At 75.0% G+C, this 21417-nt stretch carries 19 protein-coding genes; 3 read left to right on the forward strand and 16 right to left on the reverse strand.

The genetic code is table 11. The features are described from left to right. Positions 1–8 precede the first annotated feature (8 nt). From ACFRAR_RS20670 to ACFRAR_RS20735, 14 genes are all read right to left on the reverse strand, one after another. Positions 9–983, reverse strand: coding sequence for a LuxR C-terminal-related transcriptional regulator (locus ACFRAR_RS20670; RefSeq protein ID WP_380699575.1), 975 nt, complete (start codon positions 981–983; stop codon positions 9–11). Between the two features lie 218 nt (positions 984–1201). Next, positions 1202–1333, reverse strand: a complete 132-nt coding sequence (locus ACFRAR_RS20675; protein WP_380699576.1) for a hypothetical protein — start codon at positions 1331–1333, stop codon at positions 1202–1204. 144 nt (positions 1334–1477) lie between these two features. Then, positions 1478–2071: a hypothetical protein gene (locus ACFRAR_RS20680; protein ID WP_380699577.1), complete on the reverse strand. Its 594-nt coding sequence runs from the start codon at positions 2069–2071 to the stop codon at positions 1478–1480. Between the two features lie 190 nt (positions 2072–2261). Further along, positions 2262–3638: a class II 3-deoxy-7-phosphoheptulonate synthase gene (locus ACFRAR_RS20685; protein ID WP_380699578.1), complete on the reverse strand. Its 1377-nt coding sequence runs from the start codon at positions 3636–3638 to the stop codon at positions 2262–2264. Further along, the gene (locus tag ACFRAR_RS20690) at positions 3635–5905 is read right to left on the reverse strand and encodes an anthranilate synthase component I (protein WP_380699579.1); all 2271 of its coding nucleotides are present in this window, start codon (positions 5903–5905) and stop codon (positions 3635–3637) included. Before ACFRAR_RS20690 ends, ACFRAR_RS20685 begins: the two co-directional genes overlap by 4 nt. 38 nt (positions 5906–5943) lie before the next feature. Next, positions 5944–7107 carry an acyl-CoA dehydrogenase family protein gene (locus ACFRAR_RS20695; protein ID WP_380699595.1) on the reverse strand — a complete coding sequence of 388 codons (1164 nt, stop codon included), beginning with the start codon at positions 7105–7107 and terminating at the stop codon, positions 5944–5946. A gap of 22 nt (positions 7108–7129) precedes the next feature. Further along, positions 7130–7618 carry a PaaI family thioesterase gene (locus ACFRAR_RS20700; protein WP_380699580.1) on the reverse strand — a complete coding sequence of 163 codons (489 nt, stop codon included), beginning with the start codon at positions 7616–7618 and terminating at the stop codon, positions 7130–7132. Positions 7619–7692: 74 nt separating this feature from the next. Beyond that, a complete protein-coding gene (locus tag ACFRAR_RS20705; protein ID WP_380699581.1) occupies positions 7693–8817 on the reverse strand; it encodes a diiron oxygenase in 1125 nt (374 codons plus the stop codon). Then, the gene (locus ACFRAR_RS20710) at positions 8814–10424 is read right to left on the reverse strand and encodes a class I adenylate-forming enzyme family protein (protein WP_380699582.1); all 1611 of its coding nucleotides are present in this window, start codon (positions 10422–10424) and stop codon (positions 8814–8816) included. The genes ACFRAR_RS20705 and ACFRAR_RS20710 overlap by 4 nt, the downstream gene beginning before the upstream one ends. A 1-nt stretch (position 10425) precedes the next feature. Beyond that, positions 10426–10695 (reverse strand): acyl carrier protein, encoded by a 270-nt coding sequence (locus tag ACFRAR_RS20715; RefSeq protein ID WP_380699583.1) that lies wholly within the window; start codon positions 10693–10695, stop codon positions 10426–10428. Between the two features lie 19 nt (positions 10696–10714). Next, positions 10715–11722: a hypothetical protein gene (locus tag ACFRAR_RS20720; protein WP_380699584.1), complete on the reverse strand. Its 1008-nt coding sequence runs from the start codon at positions 11720–11722 to the stop codon at positions 10715–10717. Beyond that, a complete protein-coding gene (locus tag ACFRAR_RS20725; protein WP_380699585.1) occupies positions 11719–12021 on the reverse strand; it encodes an acyl carrier protein in 303 nt (100 codons plus the stop codon). The genes ACFRAR_RS20720 and ACFRAR_RS20725 overlap by 4 nt, the downstream gene beginning before the upstream one ends. Next, entirely contained in the window at positions 12018–13682 is a 1665-nt protein-coding gene (locus tag ACFRAR_RS20730) for an AMP-binding protein (RefSeq protein ID WP_380699586.1), read from the reverse strand. The genes ACFRAR_RS20725 and ACFRAR_RS20730 overlap by 4 nt, the downstream gene beginning before the upstream one ends. A gap of 5 nt (positions 13683–13687) precedes the next feature. Then, positions 13688–15286 (reverse strand): class I adenylate-forming enzyme family protein, encoded by a 1599-nt coding sequence (locus ACFRAR_RS20735; RefSeq protein ID WP_380699587.1) that lies wholly within the window; start codon positions 15284–15286, stop codon positions 13688–13690. Positions 15287–15594: 308 nt separating this feature from the next. Between ACFRAR_RS20735 and ACFRAR_RS20740 the strand changes: the two genes are divergently transcribed. Continuing rightward, complete coding sequence (locus tag ACFRAR_RS20740) at positions 15595–16140, forward strand: RNA polymerase sigma factor (RefSeq protein ID WP_380699588.1); 546 nt, start codon at positions 15595–15597, stop codon at positions 16138–16140. Positions 16141–16335: 195 nt separating this feature from the next. Here ACFRAR_RS20740 and ACFRAR_RS20745 read toward each other — a convergent pair whose 3' ends face one another. Continuing rightward, positions 16336–17250, reverse strand: coding sequence for an alpha/beta fold hydrolase (locus ACFRAR_RS20745; RefSeq protein ID WP_380699589.1), 915 nt, complete (start codon positions 17248–17250; stop codon positions 16336–16338). 210 nt (positions 17251–17460) lie between these two features. Between ACFRAR_RS20745 and ACFRAR_RS20750 the strand changes: the two genes are divergently transcribed. After that, entirely contained in the window at positions 17461–19704 is a 2244-nt protein-coding gene (locus tag ACFRAR_RS20750; RefSeq protein WP_380699590.1) for an MMPL family transporter, read from the forward strand. Positions 19705–19772: 68 nt separating this feature from the next. On the opposite strand, the gene ACFRAR_RS20755 is transcribed toward ACFRAR_RS20750, so the two are convergent. After that, on the reverse strand, positions 19773–20540 hold the full coding sequence (locus tag ACFRAR_RS20755; protein WP_380699591.1) for a 4'-phosphopantetheinyl transferase superfamily protein: 768 nt from the start codon (positions 20538–20540) through the stop codon (positions 19773–19775). A gap of 294 nt (positions 20541–20834) precedes the next feature. Between ACFRAR_RS20755 and ACFRAR_RS20760 the strand changes: the two genes are divergently transcribed. Further along, entirely contained in the window at positions 20835–21359 is a 525-nt protein-coding gene (locus tag ACFRAR_RS20760; protein WP_380699592.1) for an RNA polymerase sigma factor, read from the forward strand. The last annotated feature ends 58 nt before the right edge of the window (positions 21360–21417 follow it).

Here is a 21417-nt window from a genome sequence, read left to right on the forward strand (position 1 = left end):
CGGGCGGCTCAGACCCAGCCGCGCCGGCCGGCCAGCACCCCGGCCTGGAAGCGGCTGGTCGCGTCGAGGCGCCCGGCCAGCTCGGCGATCCGCCGGCGCACCGTGCGCAGCGAGACCCCCAGGTGGCGCCCGGCCACCTCGTCGGTCATCCCCTTGGCCAGCAGGCGCAGCAACTCCCGCTCGGAGGGTGTCAGTTCGCCGTCCCCGGGGTCGTTCACCGGAGCGCCGAACGGGGTGCCGCCGTCCCAGTACCGCTCGAAGAGCGCCAGCAGCGCGACCAGCATGCTCTTGCCGGTCAGGACCAGGGCGCCCTGCTCCCGGTCGGCCGGGTCGACCGGCAGCAGGGCGGCCTCCCGGTCGAAGATGATCATCGTCAGCGGCAGCACCGGCGTGGTGCGGATCTCGGCCCCGCTCTCGGTGAGCCAGCGGACGTGCTCGTGCGTCGGCGGGTGGTTGCGGATGCTCTCCAGGTACACGCTGCGCAGCGCCACCCCGCGTTCCAGCGCGGCCCGGTCGGTCGCCCGCCCGGCCTCCAGCGCGGCCGGCTCGTAGAGCCCGGAGCTGAAGGAGATGATCTCGGTGGTGCTGCGGCAGGTGAGTTCCTCGATCCTGGTGCGGATCGCGTCGATGCCCTCCAGGCGCTGCAGCCCGTGGCTGCCGGGGACGTAGCCCACCGTGGCGTACTCGGACACCAGGTGCGCCATGGCGGCCCGGCGGCGCTCCAGCTCCTGGCGCTGGCGCAGCAGCTGCTCCTCCTCGTCGGCGAGCAGTGCGCGCACCGCCACCTCCGGACTGATCGGCAGCAGCAGATCGGCGTCCTCCCAGGAGCGCCGGATCAGCGACATGTCGGTCAGCCGGGAGACCGCCTCCCGGACCTCCGCCTCGTCCGCCCCGAGGTCGGACACCAGCTCTCCGGTCCGCCGTCCGGCGGTGCGGAGCAACTGCCGGTAGACCGCTTCCGTCAATCCGTCCAGTCCGAGCACGAGCGCCTTCCCCCTGGCCAGCTACTAGCCTCCCACGCAGGCGGCCAATCATATTCAGAGATTGGTATAGAAATGCAATGTGCTCCCGCCGGTTGTCTCATTTCCCGGCGGAGAGCGGCGCGGAGCCGCCGCGCCGACCGGAAGTCGTCCGCGCGGCGGCTCGTTTCCGGTGCGGGGACCGGTGCAAGAACCAGTGCAAGAACCGGTGCGGGGACCGGTCACCACTCCGTGGTGCCCGGAGCGGACACCGCCACGGTCGCGGCCTGGGCGGCGGTGGCGGCGGTCAGCCCGACGGCGGGAACCGCGAGCAGGGTCAGCAGCAGGAGGGCGGCGTGGCGGGCGAGACGCATGGTCTTCCTTCCGGTCGTGGACCCCGGGCGGGCCCCGTGGCGGTGCGTGGTTCTCCTGGAAGGATCCTCACCGATGCCCGGTGCCCGGCGTAAGCGATTTCGGCGGCCGGAAGTGTCAATGGCCCGCTGTGGACAGCTCCCCGGTCAGACCTCCGGCGGCAGCCGGAAGTAGCCGGGCAGCTCGGCCGGCAGCCGCCGCCCCGGCCGCACCAGCCGTCCACCGGCCGACCGGCGCAGGTCGGCCGGGACCCCGAGCTGCCCGGCGATGAACGCCGACCAGCCGGGGAGCATCGGCCGCGCCGCCAGCGCCAGGACCGCCAGCAGTTCGACGTGCGCGGCCAGCCTCGCCCCCCGGACCTCCGGCCGCACCAGCGGGGATCTGCCGAGCCGCTGGACGTCGCGCCGCGCCTGCGCCGTCGCCCGCGCCAGGGCGGCCGCGGCGAGGTCCGGCGCGAAGCCCTCCGTGGAGAGCCACCGCCGCAGCTCGCGCGGGACGGTGCGCAGCAGCCGCCCGGCGACGCCGTCCCGTTCCATGGCCGGCCTGACGACGTGCCCGACGCCGAACGGGCCGGCGGCCGAGCGGAACAGCTGGTCGATCCACTGCTCGACCTCCTCGATCAGAACCACCTGGATCGTCTCGGCCAGCTCCCGCTCGTCCAGGACCGGCGGGCGGCCGTGGGACCACAGCAGGCAGGCGTGGAAGCGCAGCGCGTCCCGGTCCGCCGGGTGCGCGTTCAAGCGGCCGCCCCGCTCGGCGCGCGGCGGCCCGGCGGGCTCGGAAGGGCGGGTGGGGCGCTGGACACGACAACTCCTCGAACGGCAGGACTCACGACGCGCATGCGGGGTTCACCATCCTGCCGACCGCCCCACCGCCGCACGCCGTGTCGGGCGTGGCAATGAGCTGCAACGGCCTGAGGCGGCCACCGGCTCAGCCGGCCCGGTAGAGCTCGGCGGTCAGGAAGGCCAGGTCCAGCGACTGCCCGTGGTTGAGCCGCGGATCGCAGGCGGACTCGTAGCGCCGCCGCAGGTCCCGCTCGTCGAGCCGGTCGCCGCCGCCCAGGCACTCGGTCACCTGATCGCCCGTCAACTCGACGTGCAGTCCGCCCGGATGGGTGCCCAGCGCACGGTGCACCTCGAAGAAGCCGCGCACCTCGTCCAGGATGTCGTCCATCCGCCGGGTCTTGTGGCCGCTCGCCGTCCCGAAGGTGTTGCCGTGCATCGGGTCGCAGACCCAGAGCACCGGGGCGCCGGCGGCGGCGACCCGCTCCACCAGCCGGGGCAGCACCTCCCGGATCCGGCGCGCGCCCATCCGGGTGATGAAGGTGAGCCGGCCCGGCTCCCGTTCCGGGTCCAGCAGCTCGACCAGGGCGAGCGCCTCCTCGGGCGTGGTCGTCGGGCCCAGCTTGACCGCGACCGGGTTTCCCACCTCGGCGGCGAACGCCAGGTGCGCGCCGTCGAGTTGGCGGGTCCGCTCGCCGATCCAGAGCAGGTGCCCGGAGGAGCCGTAGCGCCGCCCGGTGCGCGGATCGGTGCGGACCAGCGCCTCCTCGTAGTCCAGCAGCAGCGCCTCGTGGCTGGTGAAGAACTCGGCGGTGTCCAGCGCCCGGCCGCCGGCCCCGCAGGCGTCCAGGAACCGCATCGCCCGGTCGATCTCGTCGGCCAGTCGCGCGTAGCGGCGTCCGGCGGGCGAGCTCGCCACGAACTCCCGGTTCCACTCGTGCACTTGGCGCAGTCCGGCGAAGCCTCCACCGGTCAGGGCGCGCAGCAGGTTCAGGGTGGCCGCGGAGGAGTGGTAGGCGCGGATCAGCCGGCGCGGGTCGGGGCGGCGGGCGGCGGCGGTGAAGGCCCGGCCGTTGACCGCGTCGCCCCGGTAGCTGGGCAGGGACACCCCGTCGCGCTCCTCGAACGGCTGGGAGCGCGGTTTGGCGTACTGCCCGGCGATCCGGCCGACCTTCACCACCGGCACCGAGGCGGCGTAGCCGAGCACCGCGGACATCTGGAGCAGGGTGCGCAGCTTGGCCCGCACCTGGTCGGCCGAGGCGCCGTCGAAGGTCTCGGCGCAGTCCCCGCCCTGGAGCAGGAAGGCCTCGCCGCGGGCGGCCGCGGCCAGCCGGCCGCGCAGGGTCCGGCACTCCTCGGGGAGCACCAGGGGCGGCGCGGCGGCCAGTTCCGCCCGTACCGCGCCGAGTTCGGTGGGGTCGGGCCAGTGCGGCCGCTGGGCCGCGGGGCGCCCGGGCCGGGCCGGGGCGGCCGGACCGAGGGCGAGCTCCAGGTCGAGCGGGAGGCCGGGCGAGGTGACGGTCATGGCGTGCGCTGCGCGGCGACCGGGCGGACGCCGCTCTCCTCTCCGTCGGTGGACGGGCCCGGGGCGGTCCCCGGGCCCGGGGCGGTCAGGGCGGTGACGGCGTTCTCGATGATCCGGCGGCCGACGGCACCCTTGGCGGTCATGATCGACTCCGGGTGGAACTGCACCGCGGCGAGCGGCCGGTGGCGGTGCTCCAGCGCCATCACCACGCCGTCGTCGGTCCGGGCGGTGACCAGCAGTTCGGCGGGCAGGGTGCCGGCCGCCACGTGCAGCGAGTGGTAGCGGCCGACCTCGAAGACCGGCGGCAGGCCGGCCAACAGCCGGGAGCCGGGCACGGTGACGGTGACCCGCGAGGCCTTGCCGTGGACCGGGCGGTCCAGGGTCTCCAGGGTGGCGCCGAAGTGCTCGCCGAGCGCCTGGAGTCCGAGGCAGACGCCCAGCACCGGCAGGTCGAGCCGGTCGGCCGCGGCGAGCGTGGCGCCGAGGTCGAAGTCGCCCGGGCGGCCGGGCCCCGGGGAGAGCACCAGCAGGTCGGGCCGCTCCCGCTCCAGCACGTCGAGGTGGCGGCCGCTGCGGTAGGTGGCCACCTCGGCGCCGGTCTGCCGCAGGTAGTCGGCCAGGCAGTGGACGAAGGAGTCCCGGTGGTCGACCAGCAGGATCCGCTTGCCCCGCCCCGGCAGGGCCGGGCGGGTCCGCCGCGGGGCGCGGGCGGCCGCGGCGGGCCCCTCCAGCGCGCGCAGCAGCGCGGCGGCCTTCAGCTCGGTCTCCGCCTCCTCCGCCTCGGGCCGCGAGTCGTGCAGCAGGGTCGCGCCGGCCCGGACGGTGGCCACGCCGTCCCGGATCTGGATGGTGCGCAGGGTCAGCACGGTGTCCAGGCCGCCGTCGAAGCCGAGCTGCCCCACCGCCCCGCCGTACCAGCGGCGCGGCGAGCGCTCGGTGCGCTCGATGAACTGCATCGCGGGCAGCTTGGGGGCGCCGGTCACGGTGACGGCCCACAGGTGGGTGAGGAAGGCGTCCAGCGCGTCCCGGTCCGGGCGCAGCTCGCCCTCCACCCGGTCCACGGTGTGGATGAGCGTGGAGTAGAGCTCGATCCGGCGGCGCTCGGTGACCCGCACCGTGCCCGGTACGCAGACCCGGGCCTTGTCGTTGCGGTCGACGTCGGTGCACATGGTCAGCTCGGACTCCTCCTTGACGGAGCCGAGCAGTTCGCGGATCCGGTCGGCGTCCTCCAGCGCGTCCCGGCCGCGGGCGATGGTCCCGCTGATCGGGGAGCTCTCGACCAGGGTGCGCGGCAGGCCGTGCGCCTCGTCCGGCCGGACCCGGACGAACCGCTCCGGGGAGGCACCGACCAGGTACTCGCCGCGGCCCAGGTTGGCCAGCAGGCTGTGCGGGGCCGGGTTCCCGGCGTACAGCCGGGCGAAGACGCGGGACGGGGGCTCGGGGCACGGCCGGTGGAACACCTGGCCCGGCACCACCTCGAACAGGTCCCCGGAGCGGAACAGCGGCATCGCCCGCCGCACCACCTCGGCGTAGCCGCCCACCGGGTGGTCGCGCTCCAGCTCCGGCACCCCGGGGGTGAAGGGTTCGGCGGCGGTCGTCCCGGGCAGCCCGGGGGTGGTCAGCCCGCGGTGGGCGAACTCGTAGCGGTGAATCCTCAGTTCGTCGCTTTCCAGGTCGAACTCATGGATCTGGTCGGGAAGTTGGAGTACCAGATCGCGGTCGCCGGTCTGCCGCGGGCGGCACAGCTCGATCGGCTCCAGCCGGAAGGCCAGGTCGTAGCCGAAGGCGCCGTACAGTCCGAGCAGCCGGTCGGCCGGGGAGGCCATGGCGTCGAGCACGGCGCGCACCGCGCGGAACGCCCCGGCCTGCCGGGTGCGCTCCTCCTCGGCGAAGTGGGCGGCCGGCGCCGGGACGCGGCCGGTCAGGCCCTCGGGGTGCCCGGTGACGCCGGTCAGCACCCCGGTGAGCGCGGTGCGCAGCGCACCGAGCAGCACCAGGCCCCGGGCGTTGTTCGCGGACACCGTCAACTCGTCGCCGCTCAGTGCCAGTTCGACCGGCGGGTCGACGTATCCGACGGCCCGGTGCGGGCCCCGGTGGACGAGCAGGCCGCGCCGCTGGTCGAGGGCCCGGGTCAGCTCCGCCATGGCGGCCCGGGCGCCCGCGCGGCGTTCGGTGGCCCGGGTGACGGTGACCCCGGCCGGAGTGGTCCAACTGGCGCGGTCCACCGGTGAGTCGGCCGGGCGGCGCTCGGTCTCCAGAATCGTCATCGAAACTCTCTGTGGTGATGGTCCGTCGGATGCGGTGGTCAGACGCCGAGCGAGCGGCCGATGATCTCCTTCATGATCTCGTTGGTGCCGCCGTAGATCGGGTGCACCCGGGTGTCGACGTACGCCCTGGCCACCGGGTACTCGCGCATGAACCCGTAGCCGCCGTGCAGTTGGACGCACCGGTCGAGCACCCGGCGCTGGAGGTCGGTGGCCCACCACTTGGCCTTGGCGGCGCCCACCTCGTCCAGCCGGCCGGCGTTGTGCCGCTCGACGCACCGGTCCACGTAGGTCCGGGCGATCTCCAGTTCGGTGGCCATCTCGGCGAGTTCGAAGCGGATGTGCTGGAAGGAGCCGATCGGCTGCCCGAAGGCGGTGCGGGTCCTGCAGTGCGCCAGGGTGTGCGCGAAGGCGGTCTCGGCGCCGGCCACCGCGTAGGCGGCGATGCCCAGGCGTTCCTGCGGCAGGTTGTCCGCCAGGTGCAGGAAGCCCCGGCCCGGGCGGCCGAGCAGGTTGGCGGCCGGCACCCGGACGTCGTCGAAGAAGAGCTCGGCGGTGTCCTGGGCGCGCATGCCGATCTTGTCCAGCTTGCGGCCGCGCTCGAAGCCCGCCATACCGCGTTCGACCACCAGCAGGCTCAGTCCGCGCGCGCCGCTGCCCGCTTCGGTGCGGGCCGCGACGATCACCAGGTCGGCGTGGACGCCGTTGGTGATGAAGGTCTTGGCGCCGTTGAGGACGTAGTGGTCGCCGTCGCGGCGCGCGGTGGTGCGGATCGCCTGGAGGTCGCTGCCCGCCTCGGGCTCGGTCATCGCGATCGCCGTCACCAGGTCGCCGGAGCAGAAGCCCGGCAGCCAGCGCCGCTTCTGCTCCGCGGTGCCGAGCCGCAGCAGGTAGGGCGCCACCACGTCGTTGTGCAGCGCGAAGCCGAGCCCGTAGGCACCGACCCGGACGATCTCCTCGCTGAGCGCGGCGTGGAAGCGGAAGTCCGCCACCCCCGCGCCGCCGTACTCCTCCGGTACGTCCAGCCCCAGCAGGCCGTGCCGGCCCGCCGCCCGCCAGACCTCGCGGTCGACCAGCCCGGCCTCCTCCCAGGCCGCGTGGTGCGGCACCACCTCACGGACCAGGAAGGTGCGGGCCAGCTCGCGGAAGGCCGCCAGCTCCTCGTCGTGGCCGGCCGGTGCGGGGCCCTTCGGCTGTCCGGGCATCGGCTGCTCAGGCATCGGCTGTTCAGACATCGGCCGCTCCGCTCCGGTGGATGATCTGCTCGACGGTGGCGACCGCGGCGAGCCGGCCGCCCTGGCGGAACCTGATCTCCACCAGGGCGTGCCGGGTGGAGCAGCGGGTGACCTCCGCCTCGACGTCCGCCGCTCCCGGCACCAGCGGGGCCCGGTAGTCGACCGTCAGCGAGGCGGTCAGGAAGCCGACCCCGTCCGGCAGCGCGGAGAGCATCGCCAGGCCGGCGAAGTGGTCGACCAGGCAGGCGATCCAGCCGCCGAACACCACCCCGGGGGTGAGCGTGTGCGCGGTCTCGAAGACGGTCCGGGAAGTGACCAGGCCGGGCTCGAAGCCGGTGGCCGGCGGCAGTTCGAGCAGGTCGACGACCGGAGGGTTCGGCGCGGTGCCGGCGATCAGGCCGGTCAGCAGCCGCCGTCCCGCGGTGTCGGCCCCGGGCGGGGCCGCGCCGCGGTGCTTGCCGGCGATGGTGGTCGAGGGCACGTCAGGATCTCCTGGAGTCCGATGGGGTGGCAGGATCCGGTGGGGCGGCGGGGGCCCGGCGCGGCGGCGGGCGGTCAGTTCTCGGCGGCGGCGGTGCGGCCCAGGGAGATCGTGTCGGCGATGTCCCGGCGCCGGTCGTCCAGCTCGCGCGCCGCCATCGCGTCGACCGCGGCCTGGTCGTCCAGCGCGCGCAGCGCCGCCTCGTCCACGTCCTGGAAGCCGAGCACGCCCATGCTCGCCAGCGCGGCCTGCACCCGCGGGCCGAACAGCCCGATCTCCTTGAGTCCCGGCACGATCCGCATGAAGACCAGCCGGCGGAACTCCCGCTTGGCGGGCGAGCGGCGGGAGGCCTTGACGGCCTCCTCGCCGTAGCCGAGGCGCTCCCAGATCTCGTCGTCCACGTAGCGGTCGCGCAGCGCCCAGCAGCCCTCGACCACGAAGTCCTCGCGCTCGCGCAGCTCGGCCTCGGACAGCTGCGGGTAGTACTGGCGCAGCAACAGCCGGCCGAAGGCCACGTGCCGGGACTCGTCGCGCGCCACGAAGGCGCTGAACGAGCGGGCCAGCGGGTCCTGGAGCCGCTCGCGGTGCACCCCGAAGGTGGCCAGGCCCATGTTCTCCACCAGGATGTGCGCGGCCAGCACGCCGAAGTCCCAGCGCGGTTCGCGCATCGCGTGCTCGAACATCGAGTTCAGCGACGGGGAGAGGCCGTAGCGCAGGCCGATCCTGGTGCTGATGAAGCGGTTGAAGCCCTCCACGTGCCGGGCCTCGTCCATCAGCTGGGTGGCCGCGTACATCTTGGAGTCGAGGTCCGAGACGGCCTGGCAGATCTTGCCGACGCCGATCAGCGCGAACTGCTCGGAGTGCAGGAACTGCGAGTACAGCCAGCCGCTGGTGTGCCGGCGGATCACCCGCCGCTCCTCCTCGGGCAGCCGGTCCCACAGCTTCGAGCCGGCGATCGAGATGAAGTCCTCGGGCAGGCCCAGCGGGTCGTCGGGGTCGCCCTGGTGGTCCCAGTCCAGCTTGTCGTCCATGTCCCACTGGCGCTGCTTGCCCTGGACGTACAGCCGCAGCATCTTCTCGTTGCGCCGGTCGTAGTCCCACTGGAAGACCGCGGTGCCGTTGATCGGGATGGCCTTGCCGCCCGCCAGGTCGGTCAGCACGTTCCGGTCGAGGTAGTCGGGTTCGAGGGAGGTGGTCATCGGGGCAGCTCCGGTTCGGTGGCGGTGGTCGGAGTGGCGGTCGTCACGGCGGCGGTCGTCGCGGCATCGGTGGCAGTGGCGGTCGTCACGGCGGCGGTGGTGGTCGCGGCGGCGGCCAGCGCGCGCAGCTCGGTCCGCAGCGGCTTGCCGGCCGGGTTGCGGGGGATCCGCTCGATCGCGGTGAAGCGGCTGGGCCGCTTGTAGCCGGCCAGTTCGGCGACGCAGAGGTCCAGCAGCTCGCCCGGGTCGAAGGCCCCGGGCGCGGTCGGCTGGACGAAGGCGACCGGGGTCTGGCCCCAGACCGGGTCGGGGGCCGGCACCACGATCACGTCCGCGACGTTCGGCGAGCGCCGCAGCACGTGCTCGATCTCGGCCGGGTAGACGTTCTGGCCGCCGCGCAGGATCAGGTCGTTGCGCCGGTCGACGATCCAGACCAGGCCGTCCGCGTCCTGGCAGCCGAGGTCCTTGGTCCGCAGCCAGCCGGCCCGCAGGGTCTCCGCGGTGGCCTCGGGGTTCTTCCAGTAGCCCCGCATCAGGCCGTCGCCGCGCACCTCCAGCTCGCCGATCACGCCGGCCGGCACCGGGTGGCCGCTCTCGTCGGTGAACCGCACCGCGACGCCCATCATCGGGCGGCCGACGCAGACCGCGCCGGACACCGGGGCGGGGCCGGGCTCGGTGCCCGGCGCCAACGAGATCACCGGGCCCCCGCCCTCGGTGATCCCGAAGATCGTCTGGGTGCGCGCGCCCAGCAGCCGCTCGGCCTCGGCGGCCAGCTCGGCGGGCATCGGCGCCGCGCCGTGCAGCAGGAGTTCCAGCGCGGACAGGTCGGCCGCGGCCAGTCCCCGGGCGTCGAGCAGCAGTTTGACCATCGAGGGCACCAGGAAGGCGTGCGAGACCCGCCACCGTTCCAGGGCGGCCAGGCAGCCCTGCGGGGTGAACCGGTCGAGCACGCAGACCGTGCCGCCCGCGGCGAGGTAGTCCAGCGCGATCACCATGCTGCCGTGGAAGAGCGGGCCGGCGTTCAGGAAGACGCAGCCCGGCTCCGGGCCCACGTCGGCCAGCCAGGAGAAGGCGTTGGCCTGGAACGAGCGCTGGTCCACCAGGACGCCCTTGGCCCGCCCGGTGGTCGCGGAGGTGTGCAGGACGGCGACCGGGGCGGCCGGGTCGCCGCCCTCGGCGCCGGGGCGGTCCGCCGCCGGGCCGTCCGTGGCCGGCGGCGGCAGCTCGGCCACCGCGGTCAGGTCGAGCACGGCCGGCCGGGGCAGCGAGCCGGCCAGCCGGTCGGCGTACTGCGGCTCGACCAGGGCGACGGTCGGCTCCACCGGGCCGAGGATGTCGGCGATCTCCCGGTCGGTCAGCTGGGGGTTGACCGGGACGGCCACCAGGCCGGCCAGCGCGCAGGCCAGGTAGGCCTCCAGCACCTCGACCCGGTTGCCGCTGACCACCGCCACCCGGCCGCCGGGGCCCACCCGCTCCCCCAGCAGCGCGGCCAGCGCCCGCACCTCGGCGTCCAGCGCGCGCCAGCTGACGTCGCGCCGGGCGTCCCGCAGCGCGAGCGCGTCGGGCCGCCGCTCCAGGTGGCGCCGCAGGACCTGTGCGAGCCACATCTCAGCGGCCTCCGATCGCGCCGACCGGCTGCCGGTCCGCGGCGTCCGCCAGGTCGGCCGTGAACAGCGCGGCGACGGCGGAGACCGTGGTCAGCTCGGCCAGTTCGAGGTCGTCCAGGGCCCGGCCGAGGGCCTCCTCGCAGGCCAGCGCAATCTTGATCAGCTCACCGGAGTTGACTCCGGCGCTGGTGAAATCGGTGTCGTCGGCCAGCCGGTCGATCAGGCCGGGGTGGTCCAGGGCGGCCCCGACCAGGGCACGGGCGATGCTCATGGCTTCTCCACAGGGGTTGTCAGACGGCTCTGATGGGCTTGGCGCCGACGCCGGTCATCGCCCAGTAGGGGGCGGGCTGGTCGGCGAAGTACACCAGCGGCTCGGCGCTCTCGGTGCGGCACGGCAGCAGGCGGTTGAACCGGCCGCCGAAGCAGGCGGCGGAGAACTCGGGCGACTCGGCCACCCCGCGGGTCGGGTCGCCGACCCGCGAGACGAAGGCGAAGACCGGGTCCAGCGCCTTGACGACGCCGTCCTCCTCCACCTCGCACCAGGCGTGGTCGCTGCCGAACAGGCCGAGCAGGTAGCCGCGCCGGGAGCGGGCCCGGTAGCCGCGCTCGGTGAGCAGTCCGGCGAGCAGCCGGGAGGCGACCACGCAGTCCGCCACGCCCAGCCGCCAGGCCCGGCGGTGGTCGGCGCGCAGCCGTTCCGGGACGGTCTGGTAGAGCACCTCGCGGCGGGCCAGGGTGTCCACCACGCCGTCCCAGACCTCCCGGATCGCCGGGTCCCGCACCGGCTGGTCGGCGCCGGTCAGCCGCACCTCGACCCGGTAGCCGCCGTCGGTCAGCTCGCCGGCGGGCAGCGGCCGGCCGCCGAGCACGGTGACGCCCGGGCCCTCGGCGTCGGGCAGCCGCACCCGCACGTGGTGGCCGGCCGGCGCGTCGGCCGAGCCGCGGGCCGGGTACACCCCGACCTCCCAGTCGCGCGGCTCGAACCAGCTGGGCCGGGCGGTCGCGGCGAACCGCATCAGGAAGCGCAGGCCGAGCTCGGGCACGGTCTGCCCGCTGCCGCAGAACATCCCGACGTTCATCAGGTCGTCGTAGTCGAACAGCGGGGCGCCGTCGCCGTCCCGGTGGTGCGGCAGGCCGCCCTCGGCCAGCCGGAGCACCTGCTCGGGGGTGGCCCGCAGGGCGCGGGCCGCGACCTCGACCGGGGTGTCGTACCGGGCGACGTCCTCGGGTGCGGTACGGAAGCGGCCGACCGCGTGCAGCAGTGCGGCGGGGTCGGTGGCCAGGTCGACGGCGCTCACGCGCGCGCGCCCCGGGCCACCAGCTCGGCGACGAACCCGGCGAGCTCGGCCACGGTGGCCGTCTCGAACAGGAAGTCGTCCGGGATCACCACCTCGCACTCGTCCTCGATCTCGGTGATCGCGCGCAGCGCCTTCACCGACTCGATGCCGGGGACCGCGGCGAGCGGCTTGGCCGGGTCGATCGCCTCGACCGGCACGCCGGACTGGGTGGCGAGCGCGCCGCGCACCACGCCCAGGATGCGGGGGTCGACGGTGCTGCTCTGCTCGCCGGCGGTGGCGGTGGCGGTGGTGGTGGTCATGTCCGGTTTCCTTCCGAGGAGTTGGCGGTGGCGGTGGACAGCTCGGCGGCGGCGGACCGCTTGACCTTGCCCGAGCTGGTGAAGGGGATGGAGTTGGCGGGCACCGGGTGCACCTCGACGGCGCCGAGGCCCAGCCGGTCGGCCAGCGCGGTGCGGATCCGCACGCTGACGTCGGCGGCCTCCCCGGCATCGAGCTTGGTCTCCCAGAGCACGACCATGCGCTCGTCGCCGTCGTCGTCCCGGACGAAGGCCGCGCAGTGCCGGCGGTCGACGCCAGGGGTGGTGCGGACGATGTCCTCGACGTCCTCGGCGTAGTAGTTCTGGCCGTGCACCACGGCCATCGCCTTGATCCGGCCGACCAGGTACAGGTCGCCGTCCAGCAGGAAGCCGAGGTCGCCGGTGCGCAGCCAGCCGTCCGGGCCGAACGGCTGCCGCTCGGGGGCCAGTCCCAGGTAGCCGCGGGTGACGGGGGCACCGCTGATCTGGACCTCGCCGACGGTGCCGGCGGCCAGGGCCTCGGCGGGCCGCTCGACCGAGCAGATCCGCACCGCCACCCCGGCCACCGGGGCGCCGCAGCCGATCACGGTCTTGGCGCGCGGGACGCCGGCCGGCAGCGGGACGACCGCCTCGCCCGGCCCCAGCCGCAGCCGGTCCACCTCGACCGAGCGGTAGGGCGCGCCGGGGCGGCCGCCGGTGACCATCAGGGTGGCCTCGGCCAGCCCGTACTGCGGCTGGACGGTGCGCTCGGGCAGACCGGTGCCGGCGAAGGTCCGCTGGAAGGCCAGCAGGCTGCGCAGCTGCACCGGCTCGGAGCCGTTGCCGGCGATCCGCCAGCGCGACAGGTCCAGGCCCGGCGGCACGCCGTCGACCAGGGCGGCCGCGATCAGGTGGTCGTAGAAGAAGTTCGGCGCGGGGGCCGCGGTGGCGCCGCAGGCGGCGAACTCGCCGAGCCAGCGCAGCGGCCGGCGGATGAAGTCGCCGGGCTGCCACAGCGTCACCCGGCTGCCCCGGCGCAGCGCGTTCAGCAGGGTGAACAGGCCCATGTCGTGGAAGAGCGGCAGCCACAGGCCCAGGTGGTCCTCGGCCCGCCACTCGGTGCCGGCCGCGATCGCGTCCAGGCCCGCCGCGACGTTGTCGTGCCCGAGCACCACGCCCTTGGGCGCCGAGGTGGACCCGGAGGTGTACTGGAGCACCGCCGGGGTGGTGCCGCCGTCGCCGGGCGGCGGCAGCTCGACGGCTTCGGCCGGCGCCTCGGCGACGTCCACCAGGCGAACCCCGGGCAGCGCCGCGGCCACCCGGTCCAGGATCCGCCGGCCGATCGAGCCGTCCACCAGCACCACGTCCAGCTCGGCGTCGGCGGCGATCCGGGCCAGGTGCGCCGCGTAGGCCTCGACGCCGCCGAAGGCGACCGGCAGGGCCAGCGGCACCGCGGCCGCGTCCAGCCGCAGCACCGCGAGCAGCGCGCGCACCCACGGCTCGCCGTTGGCCATCAGCAGCCCGGCCCGGCGGACCGGGCCCGCCGCGTGCAGCTGCCCGGCGGTGCGCTCGGCCCGGGCCAGCAGCTCGGGGCCGGTGACCGGCTCGTGGTCGCGGGAGGGGGTGGTGAGCACGGTGCCCTCGTGCACCGACGCGGCCAGCAGCCGCCACAGGTGGACGCCCATCGCGCTCACCGGGCCCCGGCCGGCACCGCGGTGGCGGCCTTGCGGCTGCCGAGCCGCTGACGCAGCACCGCGCGGCGGACCTTGTACGAGCCGGTCACCGGCATCGCCTCCCACTCCCAGAAGCAGACGGTCAGGTCCGTCAGGCCGACCTCGGCGGCCGCGGCCAGGAACCGCTCCCGGTCGGGCAGCGTGCCGGGCCGCGGACAGGCGACCGCGACGACGCCGCCGTCGTCCGCCTTGACCAGGACCAGTTCGACCAGCTCGGGCAGCGCCTCCAGCAGGTGGTCCTCCTTCTCCAGCAGGCTGTCCAGGCCGTCCACGTGCTCGACGATCCGGTCCAGCAGCTCCAGCGAGCCGTCCGGCAGCAGCCGGCCGATGTCGCCCATCGGCCACCACGCGTCGTCGGCCGGCATCGGGTCGCCGCTGCCCACGTAGCCGCGCATCCGCCCGGTCGAGCGGGTCTCGATCCGCCCGGTGGCGCCGGTCGGCACCGGCTCGCCGGCCTCGTCGACGACGCGCACCTCCATGCCGCCGCCGGAGTACCCGACGTTGCGCGGGGAGTAAGCGGCGGCCTGGTCGCGGGTGACGATCTGGAGGCAGATCGGGCCCGACTCGGTCTGGCCATAGGCCTGGAGGTAGTGCGCGCCGGGCTGCTCGGAGGCGCCGAGCAGGGCGCGCACGGTGCGCGGGTGCATCGCGTCGAAGGTGGAGATGAAGCGCTCGATCCCGGCGAACGGGCGGTCCGGGTCCTGGGCGAGGTGCTCCCACTGGATGAAGACGTTGGGGTGGGTCTCCAGCGAGGTCGGGCGCTGCGTCAGCAGCAGCCGCTTGACGTTCTCCGGTGAGGCGTCGGCGATCGACAGCGCGGGCATCGCGGTCTCCAGCGAGGCCAGGGTGCCGGCACAGGTGCGGGCGTGCACGAAGGAGAGGTGCTTGGCGTTCAGGTCGTCCTGGTTGTACTGGTCCCGGAAGATCATGATCATCGGGGCGACCATGCCGAACAGCGAACGGGTCGAGTGCGCGGCCAGCTTGGGCGCTCCGGTGGTGCCGGAGGAGTGGGTGACGACGAACCACTCGTCCGCGTCGCGCGGCGCGGGGGTGTGCGTGGCGCGCTCCTGGAGCGGGCGCACCCGCTGGTCCTCGGTGGCCTCCAGCGAGAACACCTCGCGGGTCAGCATCTTCAGCGCGGCCCGGTGATCGCCCAGCTTGGCCAGCCCCAGCGAGTCCACCAGCAGGTACGGGTTGCCCAGCCGGGCGAAGCACTCCAGCAGTTCGCCGGTCTCCATCGCGCTGGAGAGCAGCGCGGGCAGCGCGCCGATCCGGCCCAGCGCGCACATCACGCCCTCGACCTCGATGTGGTTGCGCTGCACCACCGCCACGGTGTCGCCGCGGCGGATCCCGGCCGCCCAGAAGCGGTCCGCGTAGTCCTCGATCGCGGTGGCGAACTCGGCGAAGGTGGTGACCGGGCCGTCGTAGGTGCGCCAGGGCAGGTCGGAGCGGAAGGCGGTGTCGGGATTCTTGGCGGCCGCCACCTCGGGCAGCACGCCCAGCGGGGCCGTCGGCTGCGGGATGGTGCCCAGTTGCAGGGCGGAGACGTCAGGCATGCGGTTTCCCTGGGGCGTCGGTGGGCACGCCGGAGCACGGCGTGTGCGGTCAGGAGGCGCTCGTGGAGCGGTCGCCGCGGCGGGGCGGCGGACCACGGAGCGGAAGGTCGGGCGAGGTGCGACAGCCGGTCGCACGGAGTGCGGTGCGGACCTCGGTGCCCGACCGGGCCCGGTTCCCGGTCGGCGCCCCTCGGCGGCCCGACACCGGATAAGAGCGCCCCGGTGGCGGTCGCAATCCACCGGGATCCGAAAAACTTTCGCGTCGGACGTGACGGAGTGCGTCGGCGGTTCGGCTCCTCCTCTCAGGCATGAGGGAGAATGAGCCCAGCCCTGTCCGCGCCCCGGTCCCCGCCCCGTGGGACGTCGCCGCCCCGCTGGTCCGCGCGGCCCAGGAGGGCGACACCTTCGCGCTCAACGACCTGATGGAGCTGCTGCTGCCGTACGTCACCGGGCTCTGCCGGCCGATCGCCCAGGAGCACGCCATGGACGCGGTGCAGGAGTCGCTGATCGTGGTGTTCCGCTCGCTGAACGGGCTCAAGGAGCCCAGGCTGCTGTACGGCTGGGTGCGCACCATCACCGTGCGCGAGGCGGTCCGGGTGGCGCGGCGGGTCGCCCGGGAGCTGCCGGTGGCCGAGGTGGCCGACCGGCCCGGCCGGGAGGACGGGGAACTGGCCGCCGACGTGCACGACGTGCTGCGGCGGCTGTCGCCCGAGCACCGGGCCGTCCTCACCCTGCGGGAGCTGCACGGCCTGGACGAACGGGCCGCCTGCGAGCTGCTCGGATTACCACCCGGGACGGTCAAGTCACGTCTGTTCCGGGCGCGTTCGCAGTTCCGGACGGCCTGGACGGCCTGACCGGGGGCCGGGCCTGCGAACAAGGCCTGGGGCAGGGCCTGGGAGCAAGGCCTGGGGCAGGGCCTGGGAGCAAGGCCTGGGGCAGGGCCTGGGAGCAAGGCCTGGGAGCAAGGCCTGGGAGCAAGGCCTGGGGCAGGGCCGCCCGGCGCCGCGGCGCCGGGCGGACACTCGGCCCGGCGCCGTCCGGCGGCGGCCTCAGCCCTGCCCGTCCGCCGCCTCGGCGAACAGCCGCAGGGCCTCCGCGGCCACCAGCTCGGGGCGCTCCTCGTGCAGGTAGTGCCCGGCGTCCGGCACCCCCGCCACCCGCAGCCGGGTGGCGTTCCGCTCGCCGCCGCCCAGCACGCCCGGCGGCAGCACGAAGTCCCGTTCCCCGGTGAGCAGTCGGGTCGGGGTGGTGAGGCGCAGCCGGCGGTAGCGGCCGAGCGCGAGGCCCGCGGTGTCGCGCAGCGCGAACGCCCGGTGCAGCGCCTCGCCGGCCCGGGCCGCGCCGGGCTCGGCACTGGCCGCCACGAACTCCTCCAGCGCGCCGTCCGCCCAGACCGACTGGTCCACCACGCCGCGGCGCATCAGGTAGCGGGTGAAACCCTGGCGGCGGCGCAGCAGCCAGCGGCCCAGCAGCGGCGACTCCAGCGGGGTGGTGTACCAGAACCGCCAGGCCTGCGGGGCCAGTCGGTGGTGCAGCGGCCAGGGGTGCACGATGTTCAGCGCGAGGAAGGCCGAGAACCGCTCGGGGGCCAGGCAGCAGGCGTGGAAGCCCAGCCAGGCCCCCCACTCGTGCCCGATGAGCTTCACCGAGGGCAGGTCCAGGGCGTCCAGCAGGGCCAGCACGTCGCGCACCCGGGTCGCGGTGTCGTAGCCGTGCGCGGGGGCCTCGGACCAGCCGAAGCCGCGCAGGTCCGGGCAGATCAGCCGGTACCGGTCGGCCAGCAGCGGGGCCAGCCGCCGCCAGGCCCACCAGTGCTGCGGGAACCCGTGCAGCAGCAGGACCGGCTCGCCCTGCCCGAACTCGGCGACGTGCAGCCGCACTTCGGGCAGGTCGACGTAGCGGTGCCGGACGCCGGGCGCGTCGGGGAACGGCCGGGGCGGGCGGTCCACGGTCTCTTCGGTCATGGTGGTCGCTTCCTCGGAGGTCGGGGGGAGGGTCGTCCTGTCGCCCTGTCAGGAGGGGCCGTCCGGCGCGAAGGTTCCGTCCGCCGGTCCGGAACCCTGGCCGGAAAATCCCGCGGAACGCCACGGCGGGCTCCCTCCTCCTCTCCATGACGGCTCGTCCGAGAGCCTGGCCGGCCCCGCCCGGCCGATGCGACTGACGTGGGAGAGATCGTGCGAAGCAGGCGAGGACTCGCTGAAGCTGCCGGGCGCTGGAGCGCCACCCATCGATGGACCGCCGTGCTGGTCTGGCTGGCCTTCGTGGTGGCGACCACCCTGCTGGGCAGCGCCACCCGGCAGCCCACCGCGGCCCAGTTGGCCAGTGGCCAGGCCCAGCGGGCCGAGCAGATCATGGCCGAGGCCGGCCTGTCGCTGCCGGCCCACGAGGTGGTGCTGGTCCAGGACCCCGGCGGCACCGTGGACGACCCCGCCTTCCGGACCGCGATCGGCGACACCGTCGCGGCCCTGGACGCCACCGGCCGGACCGCCGGCGTGGTCTCCCCGCTCGACCCGGCGGGCGGCGCCGCGGTCTCCGCCGACCGCCACTCGGCGCTGGTCCAGTTCGACGTGGCCGGCGCCGGGAGCAGCGCCAAGGAGCGGGTGCAGCCGGTGCTGGACGCGGTCGGGAAGCTCGGCGACGCCCACCCGGGCTTCCGGATCGAGGAGTTCGGCGAGGCCTCGTTCCAGCACGGCTACGACGCCAAGCTGCACACCGACTACGGCAACGCCGAACTGCTCTCGATCCCGGTGACCCTGGCGATCCTGATGGTCGTCTTCGGCGCCGTGGTGGCCGCCCTGCTGCCGCTGCTGCTGGCCGCGACCGTCGTCACCGCGGCCTCCGGCCTGCTGGTGCTCGCCAGCCGGCTGACCCCGATCGACGTCAACGGCACCTCGGTGATGTCGCTGATCGGCATCGCGGTCGGCGTGGACTACTCGCTCTTCTACCTCAAGCGGTTCCGCGAGGAGCGCGCCGCCGGCCGGGAGACGGCCGCCGCGGTCGCCGCCGCCGCGGCCACCTCGGGCCGCTCGGTGCTGGTCTCCGGCATCACCGTGATGGTCTCGCTGGCCGGCCTCTACCTGTCCGGGACCGGCACCTTCGTCGGCATGGCCACCGCCACCATCACGGTCGTCGCGGTCGCCGTGGTCGGCTCGCTGACCGTGCTGCCCGCGCTGCTCTCGCTGCTCGGCGACCGCGCCGACAAGGGCCGGATCCCGCTGGGCCGCGGGCGGGCCGCCCGCACCGGCGCCGGGCGCGGCGGCGTGGTGAACGGGGTGCTCCGCCGCCCCGGCCTGTCGCTGGGGCTGTGCGGTGTCTTCCTCGTCGCGCTGGCGGCGCCCGCGTTCGCGCTGCACACCTCGGACTCCGGCATCAGCGACCTGCCCGCCGACTCGCTGCCCGCGCTGCGGACCTACCAGCGGATCCAGCAGGCCTTCCCCGGCTCCACCACCCCGGCCAAGGTGGTGGTCAGGGCCGCGGACCTGTCCGGGCCCGCCGGGCGCCGGGCACTGGCGGCGCTGAGCGCGGCCGCGGCCGACACCCCCGGGCTGCACGGCCCGGTCGCCTTCCACGCCGACGACAGCGGGACGGTCGGCGTGGCCACCCTGGGCCTGGACGGCAACGGCACCGACCGGGCCTCGGTCGCCGCGCTCGACGTGCTGCGCTCCACCGTGGTGCCCCGGGCCTTCGCCGGTCTGCCCGGTGCGCAGACCGCCGTCGGCGGCACCACGGCCGTCTCGGTGGACGGCAACCGGCAGCTGAGCGACACCACGCCGTGGGTGGCGGGCTTCGTCCTGCTCCTCACCTTCGGGGTGATGCTCTGCTCGTTCCGCTCGCTGGTGCTGGCCGGCCTCACCCTGCTGCTGAACCTGGCCTCGGTCGGCGCCGCCTTCGGTCTGGTGGTGGTGATCTTCCAGCACGGCTGGGGGCACGGCCTGCTGGGCTTCACGCCGACCGGCGGGATCGCCTCCTGGGTGCCGCTGTTCCTCTTCGTCTTCCTCTTCGGCCTCTCGATGGACTACCACGTCTTCGTGGTCAGCCGGATCCGGGAGGGCCGGCTGGCCGGGCTCGACCCGGTCCGGGCGGTGGCCGAGGGCGTCAGGGGCACGGCGGGCGTGGTCACCGGCGCGGCCGCGGTGATGGTCGCGGTCGCCGCGGTCTTCGGGGCGCTGCCGCAGCTGTCGATGAAGGAGTCGGGCATCGGCATGTCGGCCGCGGTGCTGATCGACGCCACCCTGGTCCGGGCGGTGCTGCTGCCGGCCGCGCTGACCCTGCTGGGCGAGCGGGCCTGGTACCTGCCGAGCTGGCTGCGCCGGCTGCCCGGGGAGCACCCGGTCGAGCCCGCGGCCGCTGCTCCGTCCGCCGCCGCGGCAGCGCGGCCCGGCTCCGACGCGGAGGTTCCCCGGGAGGCGCTGGTCTGAGCCGGCGGACCGTGCGACGGGTGGGCCGCCCCCGATCGGGGGCGGCCCGCCCGTCGTCGCGCGTCCTCTCACCGCCGTGTGCCCTCCCGGCACGGTTCGTCGGGCGCCACCGGGGGCTCGGCCGGCAGCGCCCAGCTCAGCACCGCGCCCGGCGCCAGCCGGCGGACCGTCACCCGCACCGGCGGGCCGCCCGCGCGGGCCCGGGCCACCGCGTGCCAGCCGTCGGCCAGGGGGACGGCCGGCGCCAGGCGCAGTGCCCGCAGGCCGGGCAGCGCGGCCCCGAGCCGGGGGCTGAGAGCCTTGAAGGCGGCCTCCTTGGCCGAGAAGCACTCCAGCAGGTACTGGGCGGCCCCCGGGGCGTCCGGGTCCAGCCCGGCCCGCTCGTCCGGGCCCAGCACCAGATGCGCGGCGGCGGCGGGCGGACCGTTCAGTTCGAGGTCCACGCCGAGCAGCGGATGGCCCGCCGCCGGGGCGGCCAGGGCCACCGCCAGGCCCCGCGAGTGGCTGAGCGAGGCGCTGGCGCCCGGCGGCAGCCCCGGGCCGCGCCCGCCCGGGAGCAGTGGGCCGTCCGCCGCCAGCCCGGCCGCCGCCAGGGCCCGGCGCAGCGCGGCGCGCCCGGCCAGGAAGTCGGCCCGGCGCCGCTCGGGCATCGCGGCGGCGTGCCGCAGGTCGGCGGCGTGGTGGGCCGCCCGCCCGCCGACCGGGGCCACCGCCAGCCGCGGGCCCGCCGCGGCGGTGAGACCGGCGGCGGTCGCGGCGAGCGTCCGGAGCACCTCGGCCGGCGCGGCGGGGCCGGGCGCGGGCCGGACGTCGGAGTTCGCCGTTTCTGCTGCCATTTCTCCCACGACCATTCTTGCCATTCCCATGTCAAGTTCCGTCAAATCTTGCACTAAAAGCCTCGCGGGGTGTCAGGGGTTTGCACGAATTGACCGCCTTCGCAAATTCTGAGCGGATTGGCCACCGACCCGAATCCCCGGGCTTCTGACCTGCCTTCCCCTATCTCGTGCGCCCATTCCGGCGAAGTCCGCTATTCTTCGGCGGAGATCGTTGGCAACGGTAGGCTGCCCCGCCGCAACGGACCGCACAAAAAGGTCCGCCGGAGGGGTTGAATTCATGGGGGAATTCTGCTGATGGTGTCGAACCCGGGGAGAGCGCCGAGAGAGTCGCAGGACCTGGCCGCGCTGGTGCGCAGCGCGCAGCGCGGTGACGTACTGGCGATGGACGAGTTACTGGCGACCCTCGGCCCGTACGTCGGCCGGGTGTGCGCGCCGATCGCGCTCCAGGACGCGGCGGACGCGACCCAGGAGGCGATGATCGCCGTCTTCCGCCGCCTGGACCAGCTTCAGACGCCGGAGGCGCTGTACGGCTGGGCCAAGGCGATCGCGGTCCGCGAGGCGATCCGGGTGGCGAACCGCAGCCGCCGGGTGCCGCCCGCCGAGGTGGTGGAGGAGGCCGATCCCACCGACACCGAGCTGGCGGCCGACATCCGCGACGTCCTCGCCCGGCTGTCGCCCGAGCACCGGGCGGTGCTGACCATGCGGCACATCGAGGGTCTGGAGGAGCAGGCGGTGGCCGGCATTCTCAATGTGCCGATCGGCACCGTCCGCTCCAGGCTCTTCCGGGCCCGGACGATCTTCCGCAGGTCCTGGGCCTGAACCGGCCGCGGGAGACCGGCGGCCCGGCCCGGTTCGGGGATCGACAGCATTCCCGGAC

Source organism: Kitasatospora sp. NPDC056651 (assembly GCF_042792155.1).
Taxonomy (GTDB): Bacteria; Actinomycetota; Actinomycetes; order Streptomycetales; family Streptomycetaceae; genus Kitasatospora.